The sequence below is a fragment of the Bacteroides zhangwenhongii genome (assembly GCF_009193325.2).
GTDB classification, from domain to species: domain Bacteria; phylum Bacteroidota; class Bacteroidia; order Bacteroidales; family Bacteroidaceae; genus Bacteroides; species Bacteroides zhangwenhongii.
On the sequence record NZ_CP059856.1, the window covers coordinates 2,376,100 to 2,400,872 of the forward strand.

The 24,773-nt window shown below is 38.3% G+C and carries 18 protein-coding genes and 2 pseudogenes; 17 read left to right on the forward strand and 3 right to left on the reverse strand.

Annotation, left to right across the window (positions count from 1 at the left end):
* Nucleotides 1-174 precede the first annotated feature (174 nt).
* From GD630_RS09675 to GD630_RS09740, 14 genes and pseudogenes are all read left to right on the forward strand, one after another.
* Nucleotides 175-1,407, forward strand: a pseudogene (locus GD630_RS09675) (N-6 DNA methylase); the annotation flags it as partial.
* 94 nt (nucleotides 1,408-1,501) lie between these two features.
* A complete protein-coding gene (locus GD630_RS09680) occupies nucleotides 1,502-2,743 on the forward strand; it encodes an IS110 family RNA-guided transposase (protein WP_238482909.1) in 1,242 nt (413 codons plus the stop codon).
* Nucleotides 2,744-3,041: 298 nt separating this feature from the next.
* Nucleotides 3,042-3,317: pseudogene (locus tag GD630_RS09685) on the forward strand (N-6 DNA methylase); the annotation flags it as partial.
* A 48-nt stretch (nucleotides 3,318-3,365) separates the two neighbouring features.
* On the forward strand, nucleotides 3,366-4,358 hold the full coding sequence (xerA, locus tag GD630_RS09690; RefSeq protein ID WP_004304867.1) for a site-specific tyrosine recombinase/integron integrase: 993 nt from the start codon (nucleotides 3,366-3,368) through the stop codon (nucleotides 4,356-4,358).
* 112 nt (nucleotides 4,359-4,470) lie between these two features.
* Entirely contained in the window at nucleotides 4,471-5,157 is a 687-nt protein-coding gene (locus GD630_RS21315; RefSeq protein ID WP_182505747.1) for a restriction endonuclease subunit S, read from the forward strand.
* A gap of 2 nt (nucleotides 5,158-5,159) precedes the next feature.
* Nucleotides 5,160-6,260, forward strand: a complete 1,101-nt coding sequence (locus GD630_RS09700; protein WP_143869315.1) for a PDDEXK nuclease domain-containing protein — start codon at nucleotides 5,160-5,162, stop codon at nucleotides 6,258-6,260.
* A gap of 182 nt (nucleotides 6,261-6,442) precedes the next feature.
* On the forward strand, nucleotides 6,443-7,297 hold the full coding sequence (locus GD630_RS09705) for a hypothetical protein (RefSeq protein ID WP_143869311.1): 855 nt from the start codon (nucleotides 6,443-6,445) through the stop codon (nucleotides 7,295-7,297).
* 1 nt (nucleotide 7,298) lies between these two features.
* Entirely contained in the window at nucleotides 7,299-8,501 is a 1,203-nt protein-coding gene (locus tag GD630_RS09710) for a restriction endonuclease subunit S (protein WP_182505748.1), read from the forward strand.
* 10 nt (nucleotides 8,502-8,511) lie between these two features.
* Entirely contained in the window at nucleotides 8,512-9,057 is a 546-nt protein-coding gene (locus tag GD630_RS09715) for a restriction endonuclease subunit S (RefSeq protein ID WP_143869317.1), read from the forward strand.
* A gap of 8 nt (nucleotides 9,058-9,065) precedes the next feature.
* Nucleotides 9,066-9,716 (forward strand): abortive infection family protein, encoded by a 651-nt coding sequence (locus GD630_RS09720; protein ID WP_143869319.1) that lies wholly within the window; start codon nucleotides 9,066-9,068, stop codon nucleotides 9,714-9,716.
* Nucleotides 9,697-12,855: a type I restriction endonuclease subunit R gene (locus GD630_RS09725; protein ID WP_143869320.1), complete on the forward strand. Its 3,159-nt coding sequence runs from the start codon at nucleotides 9,697-9,699 to the stop codon at nucleotides 12,853-12,855. Before GD630_RS09720 ends, GD630_RS09725 begins: the two co-directional genes overlap by 20 nt.
* Nucleotides 12,852-14,879 (forward strand): AAA family ATPase, encoded by a 2,028-nt coding sequence (locus tag GD630_RS09730; RefSeq protein WP_143869322.1) that lies wholly within the window; start codon nucleotides 12,852-12,854, stop codon nucleotides 14,877-14,879. The genes GD630_RS09725 and GD630_RS09730 overlap by 4 nt, the downstream gene beginning before the upstream one ends.
* The gene (mcrC, locus tag GD630_RS09735) at nucleotides 14,879-15,934 is read left to right on the forward strand and encodes a 5-methylcytosine-specific restriction endonuclease system specificity protein McrC (protein ID WP_143869324.1); all 1,056 of its coding nucleotides are present in this window, start codon (nucleotides 14,879-14,881) and stop codon (nucleotides 15,932-15,934) included. The genes GD630_RS09730 and mcrC overlap by 1 nt, the downstream gene beginning before the upstream one ends.
* A 213-nt stretch (nucleotides 15,935-16,147) precedes the next feature.
* Nucleotides 16,148-17,053, forward strand: coding sequence for an IS982 family transposase (locus GD630_RS09740; protein ID WP_182505749.1), 906 nt, complete (start codon nucleotides 16,148-16,150; stop codon nucleotides 17,051-17,053).
* A gap of 30 nt (nucleotides 17,054-17,083) precedes the next feature.
* Here the strand turns inward: GD630_RS09740 and GD630_RS09745 are convergent, their stop codons facing one another.
* Both GD630_RS09745 and GD630_RS09750 read right to left on the reverse strand, forming a co-directional pair.
* A complete protein-coding gene (locus GD630_RS09745; protein WP_143868344.1) occupies nucleotides 17,084-18,829 on the reverse strand; it encodes an SWIM zinc finger family protein in 1,746 nt (581 codons plus the stop codon).
* 88 nt (nucleotides 18,830-18,917) lie between these two features.
* Nucleotides 18,918-20,147 carry a YecA family protein gene (locus GD630_RS09750; RefSeq protein ID WP_143868342.1) on the reverse strand — a complete coding sequence of 410 codons (1,230 nt, stop codon included), beginning with the start codon at nucleotides 20,145-20,147 and terminating at the stop codon, nucleotides 18,918-18,920.
* 150 nt (nucleotides 20,148-20,297) lie between these two features.
* Between GD630_RS09750 and bla the strand changes: the two genes are divergently transcribed.
* From bla to GD630_RS09765, 3 genes are read left to right on the forward strand one after another with little or no spacing between them, the layout of a single operon-like run.
* A complete protein-coding gene (bla, locus tag GD630_RS09755) occupies nucleotides 20,298-21,185 on the forward strand; it encodes a class A beta-lactamase, subclass A2 (RefSeq protein WP_143868340.1) in 888 nt (295 codons plus the stop codon).
* 49 nt (nucleotides 21,186-21,234) lie between these two features.
* Nucleotides 21,235-22,608 carry a GNAT family N-acetyltransferase gene (locus GD630_RS09760; protein ID WP_143868339.1) on the forward strand — a complete coding sequence of 458 codons (1,374 nt, stop codon included), beginning with the start codon at nucleotides 21,235-21,237 and terminating at the stop codon, nucleotides 22,606-22,608.
* A gap of 32 nt (nucleotides 22,609-22,640) precedes the next feature.
* On the forward strand, nucleotides 22,641-23,165 hold the full coding sequence (locus tag GD630_RS09765; protein ID WP_143868337.1) for a hypothetical protein: 525 nt from the start codon (nucleotides 22,641-22,643) through the stop codon (nucleotides 23,163-23,165).
* Here GD630_RS09765 and GD630_RS09770 read toward each other — a convergent pair.
* A complete protein-coding gene (locus tag GD630_RS09770; RefSeq protein ID WP_143868335.1) occupies nucleotides 23,162-24,706 on the reverse strand; it encodes a M20/M25/M40 family metallo-hydrolase in 1,545 nt (514 codons plus the stop codon). The two genes, GD630_RS09765 and GD630_RS09770, sit on opposite strands and share 4 nt — an antisense overlap.
* Between the last annotated feature and the right edge of the window lie 67 nt (nucleotides 24,707-24,773).

Consider the following 24,773-nt stretch of genomic DNA (forward strand, 5'->3'; position numbering starts at 1 on the left):
ATTTTACTCCAACTATAACAATTACATCAATAATAATGCCTACATTTACTTCTCATTTAAAGTATGACAGCACTATGGAAATTATTTTCTACTTTTGCATCAACCTCATTAAAAGTTTCTGTGAACTTAAAGTGAGTACATAAACATTAATCACAATGACAAAAATATAATAGTATGGCAAAGACAAATACAGCCGAATTAGGATTTGAAAAACAAATATGGAAAGCAGCTGATTTATTACGTGGCAACATGGATGCATCAGAATATAAATCAGTCGTTTTAGGACTTATTTTCCTTAAATATATATCAGACAGTTTTGAAGCAAAACATCAAGCTCTCATCAATGAAGGAGAAGGCTTTGAGGAAGACAAAGATGAATATTCCTATGAGCATATTTTCTTTGTACCCAAAGAGGCTCGTTGGTCGGTCATAGCAGAAGCAGCGCATACTCCGGAGATTGGCACTGTCATCGACAATGCCATGCGACTGATAGAGAAAGAAAATCCTCGTTTAAAAGGGATTCTTCCTAAAAACTTCGCACGACCAGAATTAGATAAACGCCGTTTAGGGGATGTTGTGGATTTATTTACAAACGTTCAAATGAAAGAACATGGGGACAGTAAGGACATACTAGGGCGTACCTATGAATATTGTCTCTCCAAATTTGCAGAAGCAGAAGGAAAACTTGCCGGTGAATTTTTTACACCATCATGTATTGTCCGTACATTAGTTGAAGTGCTTCAGCCATATAGCGGACGTGTATACGATCCGGCTTGCGGCTCTGGTGGCATGTTCGTACAATCAGCCAAATTTATCGAACGACATCATGGAAATATCAATAACATATCAGTATTCGGTCAAGACAGCAATCCTACTACATGGAAAATGGCTCAAATGAATCTGGCGATTCGAGGCATTGAGCCTGACCTTGGAAAATTCAACGCTGACACATTTTTTGATGACCAGCATCCTACACTAAAGGCTGATTACATTCTAGCAAACCCTCCGTTTAACCTAAGTGATTGGGGAGCTAACAAACTCCAGGATGATGTACGCTGGAAATATGGTATACCTCCTGCTGGAAATGCCAACTTTGCCTGGCTTCAACATATGATTCATCATCTTTCCCCCAAAGGACGTATAGGAATGGTACTTGCCAATGGTTCTTTATCCTCGCAAACAGGCGGTGAAGGAACTATCCGCGAAAATATTATAAAGGCAGATCTAATAGAAGGAATTGTAGCATTACCTTCCCAACTTTTTTATACGACAGGTATTCCGGTCTCTTTATGGTTCCTCAACCGGGCTAAAAAGCAGACGAATAAAATACTGTTCGTTGATGCCCGTAATATGGGTAGTATGGTTACTCGCAAACTCCGTGAATTATCCGAAGAAGATATAATGAAACCCTCATGACAATTTAGAAGTCGCCAAAGTAAATGAAAATGTTCTGTCGCACGTCTTATTAGTATATCTTAGCATATCACTAATAATGACGATTATGGCAGGGATTCATTTCGATCAGGTTGTATCGCGCGGTTGCGGTATGGACATCCACAAGAAGGTGGTGGTAGCGACGGTCCAAGGCGAAGGGATCTGTAAGGAGACCAAGTCTTTTGACACCTTCACGAGTTCTTTGACACAATTGAGAGAATGGTTGGTATCATTAGGAATCACTCACGTTGCGATGGAGAGCACTGGAGTGTATTGGAAACCGATATACAACGTGTTCGAGGATTACATCCGCAACATCTGGATTGTCAATGCCCGTCACATCAAGAATGTTCCGGGTCACAAGACAGACAAGAACGACAGTGAGTGGATATGCCAGTTGCTAATGGCAGGATTGCTCAAGCCCAGTTTTATTCCCCCTCGTGAGCAGCGCGAGCTTAGGGATCTTACTCGTTACCGCCGCAAGCTGATAGAAACGGTGTCGGCCAACAAGAACCGCATCATCCGTACGCTTGAGGACGGCAATGTCAAGTTGTCCAGCGTTCTGAGCGACACGAGCGGCTCAACTGCGACCAAACTGATAGAAATGCTTTGCGATGGCAGGATTCCGACATTGGCAGACATAGAGTCTGTACGACACAAGCGTTGTCTGCATTCCGCGGAGGAAATGCTTGAGGCATGCACGGGTTATATGAACAGCCACAAGATATACATGCTTCAGAAGATACGTTCATGCAACAGACGGCTCACGGAGGAAATCACGGAGATGGACAGGCATATCAAGGAAATCCTCTCTCCCTACGAAGATGTCATTGCAAGGCTGAGCGAGATACCCGGAGTGCAAAACCGCACCTGCGAGGAACTGATAGCCGAGATTGGTCTTGACATGGGCAACTTTCCTACTGCGGCGCATCTTTGTTCCTGGGCAGGAATGTGTCCAGGCAACAACGAAAGTGCTGGCAAGAAGAAGAGCGGAAGGACGAGCCACGGAGACAAGCATGTAAGGGCTACACTCGTTGAAGCCGCATGGGCTGCCTCACGAACAAAAGGGACGTTCTTCATGGAACGCTTCAACCGACTTGCCCCACGCAAGGGCAACAAAAAGGCGTTGATTGCCGTTGGGCACTCCCTTCTCAAGTGCATACACTATGTGTTGTCAACAGACGGAAGATACAAGGAGCTTGGAGACAGTTATGTGCCTGAGAAGAAAGAGAAGCAACGCAAGGAATACCTGAAAGGTGAGTTAAAGAAACTTGGCTACCATGTAGTCCTGACGAAGAAAAAAGATTAGCCTACACAATATAAAACTGGGGACTGAGTTAATCCAAGGCCGAATTTTACTGGAACATCCCGAGTCCGAAAATGAAACTGGTCCCAACTGCTGAGAGGCAAAGTTTGTGACATTATGAGCACGTGTATGAAAATTCAACATCAACTCAGCAGTATAAATATAAATTGCCGAACATGCCAGCCGCGCACTTGCCCAACAGTGAGTGCTCTCTATTTTTGTGTCATTGGCTCAGAGAATACATAAAAACAAAGTAAAAACAGCCGTTATAAACTAAAACGGCACAAATAATTTTCGTATGAAAATAGCAGGTACTTTTGATGCTTTCAATTCAGGAACTTTAGAAAATGAAAAAGGTTATTGTGCTGTTGTATCAATAGAGGATGTAGCTAAACAAGATTATATCCTCACCCCGGGACGGTATGTAGGAATTGCAGAAACAGAAGATGACGGAGAACCGTTTCAAGAAAAAATGGAACGTTTGACTTCTGAATTATCTGATTTATTTGCACAATCCCATGACCTCGAAGAAGAAATTCGCAAACAATTATCTAGTATAGGATTCACAATCAAATAAATATTACTATATTCTTCGATTTATTAATTAACCCAATAATAGAAGAATATGAAAGAAAATTTGATTCAAGAAATTAGCAATGCGATGACAGATGTTTTAAGTATAGAACAAATGGCTCAACTTAATGGAGTATTACTTCAAGTTATAAGTAAATACACTATTACAAAAGACGGTGAGAAAGAGCATGAAAATGCTGCTACAAACGACCGTCTGCTTGAAATCTTTTTGTCCGCAAAGCAAGTTGAAGGCTGTACTACTCCGACTATCAAATATTATAGTTCAACAGTCAAACAACTTTTCAAGACTATGCCTAAAAAAGTAGTAAACTATTCTACAGAAGATATACGAGCATATTTGGCTGTATTCCAACGCAAGCATAAGTCCAGTAAAGTGACAATAGATAATATTCGACGAATCTTTTCTTCCTTCTTTTCATGGCTTGAAGAAGAGGATTATATTATAAAGAGTCCTATACATAGAATCCATAAAGTAAAAACCGGCACACAAATCAAAGAAGTGCTTACTGATGAGAACATCGAGCACCTTCGCGACAACTGTACGGAAATTCGTGATCTTGCAATGATTGATCTCTTATGCTCAACCGGAATGCGTGTCGGTGAATTAGTAAAACTAAACCGAGAAGACATCAATTTTAATGAACGAGAATGCATTGTTTTTGGCAAAGGAAATAAAGAACGGATAGTGTATTTCAATGCAAGAGCTAAAATACATCTGCAACAATATCTTAGCTCCCGTAAAGACAGAAACAAGGCATTATTTGTCTCTCTTGCCAAGCCACATAATCGACTGCAAATATCGGGTGTAGAGGTTCGGTTACGTAAAATTGGGCATTCTTCAAAAATTGCTCGTGTCCATCCTCACAAATTCCGACGAACACTTGCTACAATGGCTATAGATAAAGGAATGCCTGTAGAACAAGTACAAAAGTTACTTGGTCATGTAAAAATTGATACTACCATGCATTATGCTATGGTTAATCAAAATAACGTAAAACTATCTCATCGTAAATACATTAATTAAAATGCGGATAAGATACAATACATATAACAATAAGAATCATCTGTTTTACAAAAACAGGCAGATAAATGATAATTTAGAGCAGCAGGCACAAGCGTTGTTCAAGTCTTGGTTTGTGGATTTCGAACCGTTCAGGGATGGCAAATTTGTGGATTCAGAGCTGGGAACTACCCCCAAAGAGCTACCAATAGTATACATTCAAAATATACCTCACAATATAGAAAGTGGAAAGAGACCGAAAGGTGGTGCTACTTTAAAAGGTATTCCGAGCATTGGTGCGGAAAATATTAAGGGATTGGGATATTATGACTATTCTAAGACAAAATATATTCCCCAAGAATATGCCCAAACTATAAAAAAGGGAAAGATTAATGGATATGAGCTATTGATTTACAAAGACGGAGGCAAGCCGGGATATTTTATTCCAAATTTCTCTATCTTTGGAGAAGGATTTCCTTTCAGCAAAATGTATATCAACGAGCATGTCTTCCTTTTAGACTTAATGGATAATGGCTATAATGCGTTTGCATATTTTTATATGCATACACCATACATTATAAACCAATTTAATTCAAATGGAGGCAAGGCTGCAATCCCTGGCATAAATACAAAAGATGTTGAATGTCTGCCCATCTACTCAAAAGAAAGTCCATATGTAAAAAGGTTTGGAGAAATAGTTCTTCCTTTTATCAAAACGATACTTTCTAACAGTCTTGAAAATGCAAGGTTGGCCAAAATGCGCGACACACTTCTTCCGAAGTTAATGTCTGGCAAACTAAAAATCAGTGAAATAGAAATATAATTATGAGTAAATCTATCGGCATATTAGATAAGGATTACATTTTATGGGTCAAGGAGCTTGTAAAGCGTTATCGTGGCAGCCAAATCAAGGCGGCAATAAAAGTGAACAAAGAAATACTTCGCTATTATTGGGAACTTGGCAAGGACATAGAGGAAAAACAGGCTGACAACAAGTATGGCAGTAAGTTCTACGCTACACTAAGCCGTGATTTGCGCCATGAAATGCCAGATGTCGAAGGACTGTCCGAAACTTCTATCCGCTACGCAAAACGTTTTTATGTTCTTTATAACCAACAGATTGTAAATCTTCCACAAGTTGTGGAAGAATCTGAAAAGGCAAATCTTCCACAACTTGTGGAAAGATTGTATTCCGATTTGTTCTCAATTCCTTGGGGACATCACCGCTATATCATTGACAAATGTTCAAATGATTCCGACAAGGCGTTGTTCTATGTCCGTCAAACATTGGAAAATGGTTGGAGCAGAGATATATTACTCAACGTATTGGGTACAAATCTGTATGAACGCAGCGGCAAAGCTCTGACAAATTTCAAGAGTACACTCCTTGATGTAGATAGCGATTTGGCACAGGAACTGACACGCGACCCCTACGACTTCTCTTTCACTGGTTTGCGTGGAAAATATAATGAACGCATATTGAAAGACACATTGCTGAATAACATCACAAACTTCCTATTGGAGCTTGGCACAGGGTTCGCATATGTTGGCAAAGAGTATCGCCTACAAATAGCAGAGAAAGAAAAGTTTATAGACTTACTCTTCTACAACCTCAAACTGTCTTGCTATGTGGTGGTAGAAGTGAAAATCGGTGAGTTCGACTTTGCCGATGCCGGTCAGTTAGGTGGCTATGTTGTAGCTTGCAATCATCTTCTTCGCAAGGAGGGACGCGATAATCCGACAATTGGATTACTTATTTGCAAGCAGAAAAACAATACTTTGGCTCAATATGCTTTGGAATCAAGCAGCCAGCCCCTCGGAATATCCGAATATGAGCTTGAAAAACTCTATCCCGAAAAGGTGGAAGGTACAATGCCATCCATCAAAGAGATAGAAGCTAAATTAGATGGTCAAACCAACTGCTAAATTCTCATTTATGGAACAGAAAAAAAGAATACGAAGACCTCTATCTACGAACTGTAGAGAGGAGAATAAGCCATGACTTGGAACTACGTCTTTTGCAACAATCGGTATTAACTGAAAATTAATGATTAAGTAGTCATCTATTCATGAAGACTATAATATGAACAAAATATAAAAATATGATTATGAATACGATTTTAACACCTTGTATTTTACAAACGATTATCATCTGTTGCACCATTATTATAATAATGGCAATAGCTGTTTCTGCATATAGAGTCAGTAAGGGACAACAGCGTGGTTGGGGATCATACATATATTATGCAAGTATATTGTCTATATTTGCAATATCAATATTCTCTTATTGTTTTTATGGGAATAGAAATGTTTTGGATTTCATATCACTAGCTTCCGCTTTGATATCAATAATTTTAGCAGTAATAACAATAATATATTCATTCTATAGCAATAGCCAATCAGCAAGCCAAGTTGAAACTTTAAACAAAGCGGCTGAAAGTGTAAAAAAAGCGACTACATCATATGCTGAATCAGCCGAAAGTCTGCAAGAAAATATTTCAAAAATAATTATGGCAGTAAATCGTGTCGAAGAAAAAACTGATAGATTATTAGGACTTACATCCTTTTCTTCATCAATATCAGGTGAAAGAGCGAACAATCATCTTGTGAATTTTGACTTAGATGCTTATATTAAAGGATATATAAATTTAGCATCACCACTTGGAATTATGGCTATGTATGCTTGTATAAGGTCGAAGGATGCAAATAAAGAATGGAATCTGAGTTTATTTTCTAACGAATCTAATCAAATTTATTGCAGTGGTTTTTTAATTTCCACAACAAGTGCAGGGTTTATTACATTTAATATAAATTTTAGCAGTGGTAATGTTTCTGTAACTGATTACATACCAAATGTAAAAAAGCATATTTTAAAATGGATTAATTCTTTTGATTTTACAAAAATAGAAGGCTTACAAAGCCTGAAAAATAATATTGATAGTTATTTTGAAAATCCTCAATGACATGAAAAAGTGGAAAGAATATAAATATACAGAGATAGCATCACTTATTGGAGGAGGTACACCCAAAACTACTAAAAAAGCATATTGGAATGGTCGTATTCCTTGGCTTTCAGTAAAAGATTTCTGTGGTGGTTCTAAATACGTTTATAATACAGAAAAGACTATAACAGATTTAGGCCTCATAAATAGTTCCACCAAACTATTAAACAAAGATGACATTATAATTTCTGCTAGAGGAACAGTGGGAGAAATAGCTATGCTACCTTTTGAAATGGCCTTTAACCAATCTTGTTTTGGAATAAGAGCTAATAATAATCGTATTCTTCCAGATTATCTATATTACCTAACAAAAACAAAGGTTAGAGAGTTGCAACATGCATCTCATGGAGCAGTATTTAATACAATAACGAAAAATACATTCGAGAACATTATTTGCCAAATTCCTCCTTTAGAGCAGCAAAAACAAATATCTACGATTCTTTCCTCCCTCGACGATAAAATCGAGTTGAACCGTCGGATAAATGATAATTTAGAGCAGCAGGCACAGGCGTTGTTCAAATCGTGGTTCGTGGATTTTGAACCGTTCAGAGGTGAAAAGTTCGTGAAATCGGAGTTTGGAATGATACCGAAAGGGTGGTATATAGGCAGCATCTATGAGCAAATAGATGTGGTATATGGTGCACCATATAGTTCTTCATTGTTTAATGAATCTAATAATGGACTTCCTTTAATTCGTATCAGAGATTTAAAAACATATTCCCCCCAGGTCTATACGACTGAAATTTTACCAAATACTGAATATATTGCAACTGGGGATGTCGTGGCAGGAATGGATGCTGAATTCATTCCTACTATTTGGCTAGGTGAAACAGGAATCTTAAACCAACGATGTTGTAAATTTATAGCAAGAGACGCTATGGTATCTAACTATTATGTACTTCATCTAATAAAACCAGAATTGGAGTTCGTACAAAGTTATAAAACAGGAACAACCGTTAGCCATTTAGGAAAGTGCGATATTGACAAATTTAGAATCATAGTACCACCTAACAATATCGTTATTAAATTCTCAAAGTTGGTTAATGCTTTATTTCGAGAAAAAGTACGGATTGCATCAGAAAGTCGTAATCTAACGACATTAAGAAACTCATTGCTACCCAAATTAATGTCAGGAGAACTTAATATCAACAATTTAAACTGCTAAATTCTCATTTATGGAAGAGTGGAAAGAATACCAATTAAAAGATGCAACCACCGTTTTAGGTGATGGTTTACATGGTACTCCAAAATATGACGAAAATGGAACTGTTTTTTTTATCAATGGGAATAATCTTGTTGATGGAAAAATCGAAATAAAAGAATCTACAAAGCGGGTTTCAGAAGATGAAGCCAATAAGTATAAAAAAAATCTAAACTCTCGTACAATATTGGTTTCTATTAATGGGACAATCGGTAATGTCGCAAAATATCAAGGAGAAGCATGCATCTTGGGTAAAAGCGCATGTTACTTCAATGTTTCAGAGGATTTCGACTTGAATTTTATATATTACGTTGTTGCCTCCAAACAATTCAAAAATAGCATAACGCACTTATCCACAGGAACTACAATTAAAAATGTATCATTGGAAACAATGAGGAATTATTCATTTGCAGCACCAAGCATAAACGAGCAAAAACGCATTGCGGAATTACTTTCCTCCCTCGACGATAAAATCGAGTTGAACCGTCGGATAAATGATAATTTAAAATTAATCGCCTAATATTCACTATGCTTTGGATTCGAAAATATATTAACCAAACACCGAGTTTCAACAACTTTGAAACTCATATTTCAACCATCGAAAAGACAGTTGAAACGAATCCTGCATTATGTATAGAAACCTGTAAAAGTTTAGTTGAAAGTATTTGCAAAACAATACTTACTAATCAAAATATCGAACATGACAACTATGGGCAATTTCAAACTTTAGTGAAACAAACAATAAATTGTCTGATAGATACAAATGAATACTATAAAGATGATTTATGTGAACTTGCCAGGAGAATAGCATCAGTCTCCCAAAAATTAGCGGAAATAAGAAATATTTCCGGATTTGCGTCTCACGGTCAAGACATTAACCATATCTCAATGAGTACAACAATGTCCTTACTGGCATACAAAATAGCAGATGTGTTAGGTGGATTTATTATACATTATTATATAAATCATGCAAGTAAAAGAGACTCACGCATACATTATGAAGACTGCCAAGAATTTAACGAATTGTTTGACGAAGAAAATCCTCTGGAATTAGGTGGAGTTATTTTATCTGCTTCCGAAGCATTATATAAACAAGACTATCAAGCATACAAAGAAATATATTTTTCATATTTAGATAACTTAGAAAAAGAACGAAAATATGTCATTTACAGAAGGTAGTTATGAAAAAGCATTGATAGCTCTCTTCGAGAACTTAGGCTATCAACATCAATATGGTCCCAATATTGAACGGGACTATTATGTACCTTTTTATGAAGAACAATTAATTGAAAGCTTAACCACTATCAATTATGGAAAACCTCGCCCGGCAATTGATGAAGCCATATCTAAACTAAAAGATATCGAAATAGGTAGCCTGCCACAGAGGAATGAGCTTTTCATGGACTATCTTCAACATGGGATCGAGGTCTCTTTTTTTGACGGAAAAGAACAACGTAACGACATCATCTACCTGATTGATTACAATGACAAAAACATCAAACGTAATGACTTTAAAGTTATTAATCAATGGACGTTCGTTGAAAATTCTGAAAAGCGTGCTGATATAATTCTATTTGTCAATGGTTTGCCACTCGTTGTGATTGAGTTAAAATCTCCATCAAGAGAAGAAACAAATGTATCTGAAGCCTATCTTCAGTTACGTAATTACATGAAAGAAATTCCCTCACTTTTCGTATATAATGTCTTTTGTGTAATGAGTGACATGGCTTGCTCAAAAGCGGGAACAATCACCAGCAATGAAGACCGTTATATGGAATGGAAAACCAAAGACGGGAAATATGAAAGTTCCCAGTTTATTGATTATGATACCTTTTTTGAAGGAATATTCATAAAAGAACGTTTCATTGACATTATCAAGAATTTCATTTGTTTTTCTAAAGAAGAATCAGGTGCTGCAAAGATTTTAGCCGCCTATCACCAATATTTTGCTGTGAAGAAAGCAGTAGAACGAACTAAAAAGGCAACACAAGGTGACGGAAAAATCGGAGTATTCTGGCATACACAAGGAAGCGGAAAATCACTATCAATGGTATTTTACGCTCATCTTCTTCAGGATGAATTAAGTCAACCAACTATAGTAGTTATTACCGACCGGAATGATTTGGACGATCAACTCTATACTCAATTCTCCAAATGCCAACAATTCTTGCGCCAAATCCCCATACAAGCAAAAAGCCGGGAAGATTTAAAATCACTATTAGCCGGACGAGAAGCCAACGGAATAATATTCACTACAATGCAGAAGTTTGAAGAATCTGACGAACCTCTATCTCTAAGACGAAATATTGTAGTCATGACCGATGAAGCACATCGAGGACAATATGGATTTGAAGAAAAAGTAAACGAAGAAACTGGAAAAATATCAATCGGTACTGCAAGAATTATACATAATTCATTACCCAATGCGTCCTTTATAGGTTTCACAGGAACACCCATTTCTACTAAAGATCGAGATACAACAGAAGTGTTCGGCGACTATATCGACATCTACGATATGACACAAGCAGTATCCGATGGTGCAACTTGTCCTGTGTACTATGAATCTCGTGTTATCAACCTGAATCTTGACAAAGATACATTGAAAGCAATAGATGACGAATATGAAATACTTGTGTCAGAAGGTGCTACTGAAGAACAGATAGAAAAGAGTAAAAAACAAATGTCGCACCTTGAAGAGATACTTGGCGCACCTGCTACCATAGATTCACTGTGTAAAGATATTATAAATCATTACGAAGAAAACAGGCAATTTGAATTAACAGGAAAAGCAATGATCGTCGCTTATTCCCGCCCTATCGCAATGAGTATCTATCATAGAATCTTAGAACTTCGCCCCGACTGGACTGATAAAGTGAAGGTGGTAATGACAGGTAGTAATAAAGATCCGGAAGAGTGGCATGACATTATTGGCAACAAACAATACAAGAAAGAACTTGCCAAGAAATTCAAAGACAACAATGACCCTATGAAAATAGCCATAGTCGTAGATATGTGGCTTACAGGCTTTGACGTACCATCTCTGGCGACAATGTATGTCTATAAGCCAATGAGTGGGCACAATCTCATGCAAGCAATAGCTCGTGTGAACCGCGTCTTTAATGATAAAGCTGGTGGTCTTGTTGTCGACTATATCGGGATAGCCAAAGCATTGAAACAAGCAATGCACGATTATACAGTACGAGATCAAAAAAGATTCGGCAATCCCGATATCAAAAAAACTGCTCTTATTAAGTTTCAAGAGAAATTGGAAGTTTGCCGAGATATCTTCCACGGTTTTGATTATAGCAAATTCCAATCCGGCACTGATAACGATCGTGCACAAATTATCAAAGGTGGAGTCAACTTCCTCATGGACAGTAATAAGAATGATAAAATGCAACTATTCCAAAAGGAATCATCCTTATTACATAGTTCAATCACATTATGCCGTAGCCTGCTTAATGAGCAACAACGCTATGAAGCAGCTTTTTTTGAGACAGTACGCATATTACTATCCAGAATGACAGGCAAAGGTAAAGTTTCCAAAAAAGAAATAAACGCCCGTATTGGCGAACTTATCAAACAAAGTGTAAAAAGTGAAGGTGTAATCAATTTATTCTCGGATGTAAAAGCCGAATTCTCCATTTTTGACGCAGCATTCTTGGAAGAAATATCCAAAATGAAAGAGAAAAATATAGCAATAGAGCTATTAAAGAAACTTTTGGCGGAAAGAGTTACCATATATCAAAAAACTAATTTAGTTCAAGCGGAAAAGTTTTCTGATTTATTAAACAGAGCATTATCTAACTATTTGAAAGGATTACTTACTAATGAAGAAGTCATTCAAGAGTTATTAAAGCTTGCTGCAGAAATCTCGGAATCAGAAAATCAAGGCAATGAATTAGGACTTACTGCAGAAGAAAAATCATTTTACGATGCTTTGACCAAACCGAGAGCAGTACAAGATATATATACGAACGAACAACTAGTTGCGATGACAAAGGAGTTAACAGACGCCCTACGCAAAAATCGTACAATCGACTGGCAGAAGAAAGAATCCGCCAGAGCAGGGATGCGTCGTATGATAAAAAGACTTCTGAAAAAATACAAATATCCACCAGAAGAAGCTGAAAATGCACTGGAAACAGTTATTCATCAATGTGAACAATGGACTGATAATGATTCTGATAATTACAACTCATTACTCAACGAAACTAGAAAATATGATTTTCATAACGAAACATATCCTCCAATGGCGGCAGATGAAAGAGTTGAATATTATACCCCAAAGAACAACAATAAAAATACCCTATTATGAATATAGACATAAATAAGTTAGAGAAGGAAATAAAAGATTATAAGGCAAATTTCTTCTCCTCTTGGAATGATGAAAAGTATAAATGGGAAGCAGTAAGCTGGTTTCAATCCCATTGGGATATCAAGTCCCCAGATTTCACACAAATGCTTAAAACTTCTCTTTCGAAAACTCAAAATCTTCTAGGAGCACAACATTATTTTCCTAGACGCATGATAAAGAATTTCGCAATGGTTGCCCCTGAAGATGTAAGAAAGATGTTTATTGATTTATATAATGAACATATTCCCCTTTCCGATCGAATTTATAAATTTATTAAAGAATCAGACTTTATACTTGAGAAATACAAAAGCACTTGGAGAAATCACTTTCAAGATTATAGAACAATAAGCACCTATTTATGGCTTAGATATCCAGAACGATATTACATATTTAAACCAAGGGAATTCTCGCGAGTATCTCAAATTTTAAATACTAGTTACACCTTCAAAAAAGGTGCTACTCCCAATACTGTATTGCAAGCATACGAATTATATAATGAAATCAAATGGATTTTGCAACAAGATACAGAACTGAAAGCAATGCTTTCTGATGTCCTCACTCGCACTCCGAATTGTGATCCAGATCTCGAATTAACAACTACTACTGTAGATTTTCTATACTTCTTAGATAAGAATAATCAGAAAAATCAAAAAACATTTCAGATAGCAGGAAAAAAGCAAGAAAAAGACATCCCTCCTTTAACTCCCCCTACTTCCAAACTTCACTACTGGTGGCTAAATGCTAATCCTCAAATGTGGAGTTTGTCCAATTGGAGCATAGGAGAAATTCAGTCATACACTTTATATAATGACAATGGAAATAAACGTCGTGTATTCCAGAATTTTTTAGATGCAGAAGCTGGTGATATAGCAATCTGTTATGAAGCAACTCCTACCAAACAAGTAGTTGCACTTGCTAAGATTTACAAAAAGAATGATGGAAAACATATCTATTTCCAAAAGACTGAATCGCTTACTTATCCTATTGATTATTCGATTTTAAAAAACTGCGAGGAACTCAATAATATGGAGTTCTTCGCTAATCCTAATGGCAGTTTATTCAAACTTACCCAAAATGAATATGATTTCATTATGGATATAATTCGAGATACAAATCCTATTAAACGAACAAATGAAAATATCAGCCGATACACAGATGAAGATTTTCTAAATGATGTGTTCCTTGATGAACAAGAACTCAAAACCCTAAAAAGTATACTCAAATACAAAAAAAATATCATATTGCAGGGAGCCCCGGGAGTAGGTAAAACATACTCTGCCAAACGACTGGCTTATACAATAATGGGAGAAAAAGATGATTCAAGAATCTCAATAGTCCAATTCCATCAAAATTATTCATACGAAGATTTTGTTATGGGCTATAAACCTCAAGAAGAAAAATTCGAACTAAAGAAGGGAATATTTTACAAATCTTGTATTACTGCCGGAAATGATCCAGAACACGATTATTTTTTCATAATTGATGAAATCAATCGTGGTAATATGAGTAAAATATTCGGAGAATTATTAATGCTAATTGAAAAAGATTACCGTAATGTTAAAATAGCATTAGCACACAATGGAGAACTTTTCTCTGTGCCAAACAATCTCCACATCATAGGTATGATGAACACCGCAGATCGCAGCTTGGCTATGATTGATTATGCATTGAGAAGAAGATTCTGTTTCTACAACATGAAACCAGGATTTGATTCAATCGGCTTCCAAAAGTACCAAAATGAATTACATAATACCACTTTCGACAAATTAATTGAAACGCTCAAGAGATTAAATGATGAAATATCCAGAGATGAATCACTCGGTGACGGATTCCAAATAGGACACAGCTATTTATGTGGATTAGAATCTTGTGATAAAGTAAAAGAAATTATATTCTATGACATTATTCCTATGTTACATGAATATTGGTTTGATGATAAACAAAAAGTTGATTTTTGGGAAAATGAACTAAAGAGCTTATTCTAATGACAAACGACAAAAATATATTAATCAAAAATATTTATTACATGCTAGCTTATGCCTTTCAGGTACTTAAGCGTAACAACTATGCAAATATAGCTTCTGAAAAATTCGAGCATATAGAAGACTTGTTTGCAGAAATCCTATCGCGAGGTATTTCGTATCAATTAAAACAAGGATTATATCGTGAATATGTACCAAGAACAGAATCACTATCTACAATGAGAGGGAAAATTGACATAACAAAAACTATTAAGCATAGAATACAATGTCAGCAGATCCTATCATGTGAATTTGATGAACTATCAGAAAATAATATATTTAACCAAATATTAAAAACTACAATCAGTATTCTTCTCCAAGAAAAGATAGTAGCCAAAGAACGAAAAAACAAATTAAAGAAAGTCCTACCATTCTTCGTCAACATTAATACCATTGAACCATCCATCGTAAAGTGGAATACACTCTATTTTCAACGTAATAATCAGACCTATAAAATGCTGATGAATATTTGTTATTTCATTTTGGAAGGTTTACTACAGACAACTGAAGATGGTAAATATCACATGGCAACTTTTTCTGATGAATACATGCATCGGCTTTATGAGAAATTTGTATTAGAATATTACAAAACAGAACACCCTGAATTAAAGACCAGTACCTCCCGAATAAAATGGAATATTGACTATCAACCCGATAACAAAGCACTAGAATTACTTCCATGTATGCAATCAGATATCATGTTAGAATACAATGGAAGAACGCTTATTATTGACACCAAATATTATTCGCAAACAATGCAAAAACAATATAACAAACAAACCCTTCATTCTAACAACTTATACCAGATTTTCACCTATGTAAAAAACTATGATATACAAAATTCAAGCAATGTTGCAGGTATGCTTTTATATGCAAAAACAAATGAAGAAATTACTCCTGATTTAGAAACCAGTATATGTGGAAATAGAATCTATGTCAAAACTCTCGACTTATATACAGATTTTAAAAATATTGCATCCCAATTAGATGAAATAATAAGCTATATAAAGATACATTAAACACATATAGACTCATTGTGTATTTTAAGCATCATCCGATGAATCCCATATTCATAAGATTATAAACAAATATTTATTTCGTTCCTCCCCAAATTACATAACCTTAACGTGGGTTCGATATAAGCAAATAAATATTTCTCTGAAAATTAGGAACATAGCGATAAAAGTATTAAATTTATAGTGCTAAATTATAACATTTAAACGATTATCACTATGTTCCCAGAGTCCAAAGTTACAGAGATTTATTGTATGGCAGATGATTTTAGCAAAGAATTTGCATTGCAACAAGAAAAATATATGGTTGAAGACAAGAAACATCAGCACCGTAACAAGCCTAACCGGATGAGCGATGCTGAAATTATGGTTATTCTTATCCTGTTTCATTCGGGCGGTTTCAGATGCTTCAAGCATTATTATAAGAAGTATGTCTGCAAACACCTGACACACCTGTTTCCCAAACGTGTATCCTACAACCGCTTTGTGGAACTGGAAAAGGAAGTGTTGCTTCCACTGACCATTTTTATTAAGAAGGTTTTGCTGGGCACCTGTACGGGCATCAGTTTTGTCGACTCCACTCCCTTGCGTGTCTGCCGCAACCAGCGGATACTGATTCACAAGACCTTTGAGGGACTTGCCGAACGTGGAAAATGTTCCATGGGATGGTTCTTCGGATTTAAGCTTCATCTGATAATCAACGACAAAGGGGAGATACTGAACTTCATGTTTACTCCGGGCAATGTGGATGACCGCGAGCCCCTGAAACAAGGAAAATTTTTGGAAAATATAAAAGGAAAGCTATGTGCCGACAAAGGGTATATCGGACAGGCCTTGTTTGAGAACCTCTTTCTTAATGGCATACAGCTTGTCACCAAGGTAAAGAACAATATGAAGAACTCGCTGATGAGCATAGCCGATAAGATTCTGCTGAGGAAGAGAGCCTTGATTGAAACGGTCAACGATGAATCGAAGAATATCGCGCAAATAGAACACTCAAGGCACCGGTCCTTCAACAACTTCATCGCCAATGCACTATCAGCCATTGCCGCTTATTGCTTCTTTGAGAAGAAGCCTGCCATTGATGTGAGTGTTATCAATGACAGGCAACTAAATTTGTTTTGAATTATATCGAACTCACGTTAACTAAGTATTTTAAAACCTCGCCAATACTTCCATCATTGCCGGACGACGTTTATATTTTATCCGGAACTCTGCAACTAACCTTTTCACAGCTTCCTGTCCCCCATTAAGCTTCTTTGCACACAACAACGCCTGTGCTACAAATTCATAATGATTCCTTCCCATATTCTGTTCAGCGTAATCATTCAACAAAGAAGCATACATAGCAATCAATGGCTCCGAATGAGTATTTTTCAGATGATGGGCATATTTCATCAATGCTTTCAACTGATTATAGTTTACTGATAACAATAACATGAATAGACGTTCATAATCCTTTTCTCTCACATAGATTTCCGCCTCATCATTTTCACCAAAAGAGAAATATTTACTAAACTGCGTCTCTTTCATCATCGTATCCAGAAAGCTCTTCCATTCTTCTTTCGGAACAAGAGTTTTAAGTTTACTATAATATTCTAACCGATCTCTACCCGACACAAACAACAAACGACATGTATTAATGACATCAGAAGTTTGATGAGTCATCTCGTAAATCCTCAATTTAGTTTTCAACCATTCATCTACGGTTCCGATATGTTCTTCTTTTTCCGCAATCTCTATTCCTTCATTCAGCAAACGGATAGCTTCATCATATTGACAACTGGCAATCAATTTATCCACCTCCATTTCTCGAATTTCGGTTAAATAAAGGTATTGACGAATCGTATCAGCCGCTTTTTGCTCTTCATGTAGTCCGGTTAACAGATTGACTTTCCGAAGAACGATTTGATATAAGTCGTAAGTATCTTTTCTTTCTTCCAAGAGTTTGTCAATCAATTCCAACGCTTTTTCTGCCGGCTGAACAGAAAGATTTATCTTCATCAGCAATTCGTCTATATCATAAAGGTCATAATCACGATAAGTAGATAGTTTAGCCAGCTGGCCCAGTTCCTGAAGAATTGCTGTCTTTTGCTTTTGGGTAGTCTTTGGGTGCTCGATTACTTTTATCAGCAAATCTCCTGCCTGCTCACAATAATCAGAAGGATAGAGATCATCATTATACAAAAGTCCATCCTCATAATTCTCACCGATTGAACGAAGAGTTTGAAGAGCTATATCAATAGTAGTATCTATGTTTCCCACATTCAAAAAGAAGTCTGCTTTCTCCAAAAAAATATCCATCCGATTGAAAACAGTTTCCCAATCACAGTCAAAATCATCATAACGATTATGGTAACGAGACTTTCTGTTATAATAAGAGTCATTAAACACGCTCTGAATCTCTGCTCTGTAATCCTTTTCTTTTGATGTTGCGGACAACTCTTTAGCCATAAAACGATTCAAAAGGGCTGTTTTAAATTCTGAATGCATAGAGGCATATTCATATATAAATTGTGAAAGTTCTTGCGGGTTAGCGAATGACAGCAATTGTTGTATGTCCACAGTTTCATCTATAACGACGGCTTCCTCTACCTCTACTTTCACCTTGGAAAAGGCACTGCGATTCACCTTTTTCTCATTATCACGAATTGCCAGTAAGGTTGCTACGACATGTTTACAAATCTCCCCATCATACGGACAATCACAGTACCAAGACTTTATTTCTTTTCCGTCCATAGATATCTCTACGCTATAATTCTCCGTACCCTCTACTGTCGCAGTCCATTCACCAGGCGAATCTTCTTCCAATTCAGAAACAGCCCCTATTTCATAATACTCTTCTCCGCGCAGTAATATTCTATATGGCACACAGCTCTCAAAATTATCCAATGCAATCATAATGAATATTTTACTCTTTTGTATAACCTTTTTATTCTCGTACCCTCTTCTGTATTTATGTTACATTCTTGTCACAATTATCTTCCGCTTAATTATTTCTTCCACAACACTTTTTATACTTCTTCCCACTTCCACAGGGACAAGGATCATTTCTTCCGACTGTGTGCCCGGTAGGTACAGCACGAAACATATTGTCCACCATCGCCTGCATTTCCGGAGTAATATCCATACCGGCAGCCTTCATATTCGGACCTGCGACAATACGGGGAGGATTATTTTTCAATTTTTCTTTTTCAAATAAAACGAATACCTCCTCTGAAGAATAACCTTTCAAGAACCAACGGGGAGAGTGATTCAAATAATCCATAAATATTTCAATGGCCTCTTGAAGTTCTTGCATGGAAGAAAGCTGACGGTTAATAAAAGAATTGATAATAGACATTGGATTATCTACAGTTTGGCCAGTATACCACATATACAATAAACTGCTATCCGCCTTTTCTTCCGTATACCGCAATTTCTTCATCATATATTCCTTCAATTCATCCAAACACGGATTAGGAATGATACTCAATGGCATCATTCCCGCTGAAAAGGCTTCCTCTTTAGAGAACTTCTTCCTGTCCGGTATATCACGACGTAGATGCAATTGTTCCTCCAAATATTCAAAATCATCCAAAAAAGGAGACTCTATGTAAAGGTTTGTATTATAACCATTTTCCACTTCAAAGGTTAGTCGCTGTATCAATGCCGAATTAGCCAAACTGTCAGCTATTTCTTCTCTTGTCGCCGAATGCTGCAAATAGCCTACCAATATATACAATAAGTCCGAATAAGAGAGAAAACCATATAAATTTACGATCCCACAGGCATACTGTTCTACCATAAAACGGACAGATTGCTTTTTGGAAGTCAACAGTTTATTCAGATAAGGAGCTACTGCCTCACGCAATTCATCGCAGATCATATAACGGACTTTACTCTCATCCATGTGATTACAGTCCGTTGCTATGAAAGAAAGAATTTCCAAAGTAGTCACCAAAAAAGAATTTGTACATTCTACGTAACTACCAGATCCCGCTTTCACTAACTTATCAAGTAATGTCAATTCATAATGTGTCAACCGGGGAAGCCACATATCAGGACAGGCTAAAACCGCTTCTGCAAAATAAGTTACATACTCATCTTTGCGCAATTTGGTAGGAACAGGTAAAAGCAGGATTTTCGCCATCCGCTTTAATTCCTCTTTTGTATTCGTCTTCAAGCCATCCACCAAATTTAATGACGGCTGAAACAATTCCGACTGGCATTTTAACATAACATCGACTCATTAATTGTTTAATTCACAAAAATAAGTATTTCTTGTCCAACATCACTATTTTTGAATAAGAATTTGTCTCTAAGCTTAGTATTCATATCTTTGTGCTTTCAACAAGAAATAAGAAACCTGTTTAACAAAAAATAGATTATGCGCTCATTCATTATTCTTCTCTGTCTGATACCGACTCTCCTTTTTGCCCGACAGAGCCAGCTCAAGACACTGTTAGAACAAGCTATTAAAGGGAAAAAGGCGGAAATAGGGATTGCCGTTATTATCGATGGGAAAGATACAGTCACTGTGAATAACGACACCCACTATCCGCTGATGAGTGTTTTCAAGTTCCATCAGGCAGTGGCCTTGGCCGATTATATGGATAAAAAGAAATTGCCGTTAGGGACTCTGTTGTCAATTAAGAAATCAGATTTAAAACCGAATACATACAGTCCGTTGCGAGATCAGTTCCCACAGGGAGGGTTCGAAATGAGTATCGCTGATTTATTGAAATACACCCTGCAACAGAGCGACAATAATGCTTGTGATATTCTTTTCAATTATCAAGGCGGGCCGGATTCTGTCAACCGGTATATACAATCACTGGGGATTCGTGATTGCGAGGTCACTCATACGGAGAATGATATGCACGAAGACTTAGACCTCTGCTATAGCAACTGGAGCACACCGCTGGCTGCTGCCAAATTACTGGAAATATTCCGCCGCAAAACATTGTTCGATGAAGCCTACAAAGACTTCATCGAACAGACAATGGTAGAATGCCAGACCGGGCAGGACCGTCTGGTTGCTCCGTTACTGGATAAAGGGGTGACCGTAGGACATAAAACAGGAACGGGAGATTTCAATGCGAAAGGGCAGCAGATAGGCTGCAATGACATTGGCTTCGTTCTCCTGCCCAACGGACACGCATACAGTATAGCCGTTTTCGTGAAAGACTCTGCGGAAAGCAGTCTGGAAAACAGTAAGATTATCGCCGATATTTCCCGCATTGTCTATAAATATGTAATCCGGACAACAAAGTAATACAGCAACAACAATAAAGATAAAGACAAAAATTAAAATCAAAATCAGCATGAAACTACATCATATCGCTATCTGGACTTTTCGTCTGGAAGAATTAAAAGATTTCTATGTCCGCTTTCTGGGTGGAACGAGTAATGAAAAATACATCAATCCGAAGAAAGGATTCGAGTCCTATTTCATCTCTTTCGGAGAAGGTCCTTCTCTGGAATTGATGAGCCGGACAGACGTACAAAATACTCCGATAGAAGAGAATCGTCTCGGACTGACGCATCTTGCCTTCACCTTCCCCAGTCGGGAAGAAGTGCTTCGCTTCACGGAACAAATGCGCTCCGAGGGATACACCATAGCAGGCGAGCCACGTACTTCGGGAGATGGTTATTTCGAAAGTGTAGTTCTTGATCCTGACGGTAACCGGATAGAATGCGTATGCCCCCCGCAGGCAGACGAACCACAGGATGATTGTTCGTTTGAAACGGAACGCTTACTCATCCGGCCTTTCCGGGAAAATGATGCAGAAACATTCTTCGCTTGTTGCCAGAATCCGAATCTGGGCAATAATGCCGGATGGGCTCCCCATAAATCGATAGAAGAATCGCGTGAAATCCTCCAGAACGTGTTTATCGGTCAGGAGGATATCTGGGCTATAACACTGAAAGACACCCGACAGCTCATCGGCTCCATCGGCATCGTTCCCGACCCGAAGCGGGAGAACCCGCAAGTACGTATGCTGGGATACTGGCTCGACGAGGCTCACTGGGGAAAAGGATATATGACGGAAGCGGTACAAGCTGTGCTTAACTATGGTTTCAACGAACTTCAGCTCAGCCTCATCACCGCCAACTGTTATCCGCACAACAAGCGGTCTCAGCAAGTATTGGAGCGCAACGGCTTTATCTGTGAAGGTGTACTGCATCAGGCGGAACTTACTTACAACGGAAATATATACGATCACCTGTGTTATTATCTGCCTAATATATGCCGACCTGCTTCGGAAGACTACGACGAGATTCTGCAAGTATGGGAAGATTCCGTGCGCCATACGCATCACTTCCTCACGGAAGAGCATATCCAATTCTACAAACCATTGGTACGCAACCACTACTTATCGGCTGTAGAACTGTATATCATCCGCAATACCAATGGGAAGATTGTCGCCTTTATGGGACTGAGCGACGAACTCATCGAAATGCTGTTCGTAAGCCCCGGCGAACAGGGAAAAGGATATGGCAGACGATTGCTGGAATACGCCATCCGGAGAAAACAGATGAACAAAGTAGATGTAAACGAGCAGAACGACAAAGCGCTCGGATTTTATCTCCGCATGGGATTCCGGATCATAGGCCGAGATGAAACAGACGGTATGGGCAAGCCTTATCCAATTCTCCATCTGCAACTGCCGGAGGCAGAGAACGGCAACAAGTAAAAACAACTCATTCCCCAAAAAACGAGAGCCATATGAACCTGCGTGCAAGACTATCTGAGCGTGTACACATCGAGAATATCAGAGAGATACTTCATTACGTACAAGACGACGAACGCCTCAGAGAAGAAATCTACCGGCTGATATATGATGAGGACAGCATCATCTCTTACCAGGCACTGTGGGTTTGTACCCATTTCTCGAAACCGGAAGTAGAATGGCTGAGCGGGAAACAAAATGAATTGATTGATGCAGCGCTTACCTGCCCGCATTCAGGAAAACGAAGAATGCTCCTGAACCTGCTATGTCAGCAACCGCTAGCCGACCCTCCACGGGTGGACTTGCTGGATTTCTGCATAGAGCGTATGGTATCCCGGCAGGAACCGCCCGGAGTGCAGTCACTTTGCATCAAACTTGCTTACCAACTGACCCGTTCCATCCCGGAGCTACAACAGGAATTGCGCACAATGCTGGAAATCATGGAACCCGAATTACTGGTTCCCGCTATCCGCTCTGTGCGCAAAAACACGTTGGAGGCAATCAAGGCAAAGAAGAACTAATAATTCTTCATCAGTTCCTTAAAATACCATTGTATCTTCCCGAAATTCTCCAGAGATATATACTCATTTTCGTTATGTATCGTACGCTGCTCGTACTGGTTCAGACAAATAGGCAAGAAACGGTAGATGTCATCGCTCACCGTCTGATATTTGTAGGAATCGGTACCCCCGATCGTAATATAAGAGGTAACGATAGCTGCGGGATATATTTTTGCCATCTCTTCCTTGATAATCTCGAAGCCTCTAACGTTTTCAGGAGAAATGTTTGAAGGCTCACGTTCCGATACCACATGGATGGCAACATCGTAACCTTCACACAACTTCTTTACATGCTCTATCACCCCGGCAACCGATTCACCGGGCAAAATGCGGAAGTTTACAGTAACCTCAGCCTCCGAAGCCAATACATTGGCCGCATCGCTGCCTTTAGCCATCGTGATGGCGGTTGTAGTGCGTACCAGCGCATTGGAGGCGGGAGATTTTTCCATAGTCTTCAGCAGTAACGGTTCGAGCAGCCATTGATTGGCTATCGCCATCCGCGAAAAGAATCCCATTTCCCCTCCTACATTATCGAAGAATGCAGCTATGGGAGAAATGATTTCTGCCGGGAACTGGTTGTCATTCAGCTTCTCTATGATTTCCGCAGCATACACCAGAGAACTCTTTGAAGGTGGCATCGAAGAATGACCTCCCATCCCTTTTATCGTAAGACGCAAGGTCAGAAAGCCTTTTTCTCCCACTCCCACCAATGCCAACGGTTCTTGTATGGATTCTATTGCCGAACCGGGAGCTGCAATGATGCCTCCTTCGTCATAAACCGCACTGAAACGCAGCCCTTTCTGCTTAAAATAATCAGCTATTTTGAAAGCTCCCTGACGTCCGCTCACTTCCTCGTCTTGCCCGAAAGCAAACCAGATGTCTCTTTCCGGTTGGAAGCCTTCGGCTATCAGGTTATCCGCTCCCTCCATCAGAGAGAAGAGCATACATTTCATATCAAGTGTTCCACGACCGTATATGCGTCCGCCTGCAACAGCTCCCGAGAAGGGAGGATAATCCCACTTCTCCGAATAAGTACCGATGGGAGGCAACGGTTTGTCGTGAAACCGGAAAACCGTATCCGCAACAGTCGCCGTAGACGGATCATATCCGACTACCGGAACCACATCGTAATGGGACAAGAATAATATCGGTTTCAGATCACTGTTCTTGCCTTTCCAATGAAACACCAGCCCATATGTATTAATGGTATCTGCATCCATCACCCTATATACCTCCGGATAAGAATCGGACAGGTACTTCATAAATTCATCAAAAGGCTTGAAATCAGTCTCTTCATACACTTCATTACTGATTGTCGGGATTCGTATTCCTCCGACAAAACGACGTACGGATTGCTCCGAAGGAGCTGTGTTCACCAGCTCTTTATCATCCACATTCTTGGGCACTTTACCAAATTTATAGGTTACGGTCCGTACTACCAAAACCAGAATAAGTATAAGCAACAGGATTAATAAAACTGCTAAAATCTTTTTCATTTTCATATATCAATGCTTTATTATAAAACATAAATGGAACGTTATTGTTTTGAGAATATGCTTTTGCGAAAGG

What these genes read in the sequence shown, in the direction of transcription:
- GD630_RS09745 (WP_143868344.1), bottom strand. Translation starts at nt 18,829, where the DNA reads ATGATTGCATTGGATAATTTTGAGAGCTGTGTGCCATATAGAATATTA.
- GD630_RS09700 (WP_143869315.1), top strand. Translation starts at nt 5,160, where the DNA reads ATGAGTAAATCTATCGGCATATTAGATAAGGATTACATTTTATGGGTC.
- GD630_RS09715 (WP_143869317.1), top strand. Translation starts at nt 8,512, where the DNA reads ATGGAAGAGTGGAAAGAATACCAATTAAAAGATGCAACCACCGTTTTA.
- mcrC (WP_143869324.1), top strand. Translation starts at nt 14,879, where the DNA reads ATGACAAACGACAAAAATATATTAATCAAAAATATTTATTACATGCTA.
- GD630_RS09725 (WP_143869320.1), top strand. Translation starts at nt 9,697, where the DNA reads ATGTCATTTACAGAAGGTAGTTATGAAAAAGCATTGATAGCTCTCTTC.
- GD630_RS09750 (WP_143868342.1), bottom strand. Translation starts at nt 20,147, where the DNA reads ATGTTAAAATGCCAGTCGGAATTGTTTCAGCCGTCATTAAATTTGGTG.
- GD630_RS09760 (WP_143868339.1), top strand. Translation starts at nt 21,235, where the DNA reads ATGAAACTACATCATATCGCTATCTGGACTTTTCGTCTGGAAGAATTA.
- GD630_RS09680 (WP_238482909.1), top strand. Translation starts at nt 1,502, where the DNA reads ATGGCAGGGATTCATTTCGATCAGGTTGTATCGCGCGGTTGCGGTATG.
- GD630_RS09710 (WP_182505748.1), top strand. Translation starts at nt 7,299, where the DNA reads ATGAAAAAGTGGAAAGAATATAAATATACAGAGATAGCATCACTTATT.
- bla (WP_143868340.1), top strand. Translation starts at nt 20,298, where the DNA reads ATGCGCTCATTCATTATTCTTCTCTGTCTGATACCGACTCTCCTTTTT.
- GD630_RS09730 (WP_143869322.1), top strand. Translation starts at nt 12,852, where the DNA reads ATGAATATAGACATAAATAAGTTAGAGAAGGAAATAAAAGATTATAAG.
- GD630_RS09770 (WP_143868335.1), bottom strand. Translation starts at nt 24,706, where the DNA reads ATGAAAATGAAAAAGATTTTAGCAGTTTTATTAATCCTGTTGCTTATA.
- GD630_RS09720 (WP_143869319.1), top strand. Translation starts at nt 9,066, where the DNA reads ATGCTTTGGATTCGAAAATATATTAACCAAACACCGAGTTTCAACAAC.
- GD630_RS09765 (WP_143868337.1), top strand. Translation starts at nt 22,641, where the DNA reads ATGAACCTGCGTGCAAGACTATCTGAGCGTGTACACATCGAGAATATC.
- GD630_RS09740 (WP_182505749.1), top strand. Translation starts at nt 16,148, where the DNA reads ATGTTCCCAGAGTCCAAAGTTACAGAGATTTATTGTATGGCAGATGAT.
- xerA (WP_004304867.1), top strand. Translation starts at nt 3,366, where the DNA reads ATGAAAGAAAATTTGATTCAAGAAATTAGCAATGCGATGACAGATGTT.
- GD630_RS09705 (WP_143869311.1), top strand. Translation starts at nt 6,443, where the DNA reads ATGAATACGATTTTAACACCTTGTATTTTACAAACGATTATCATCTGT.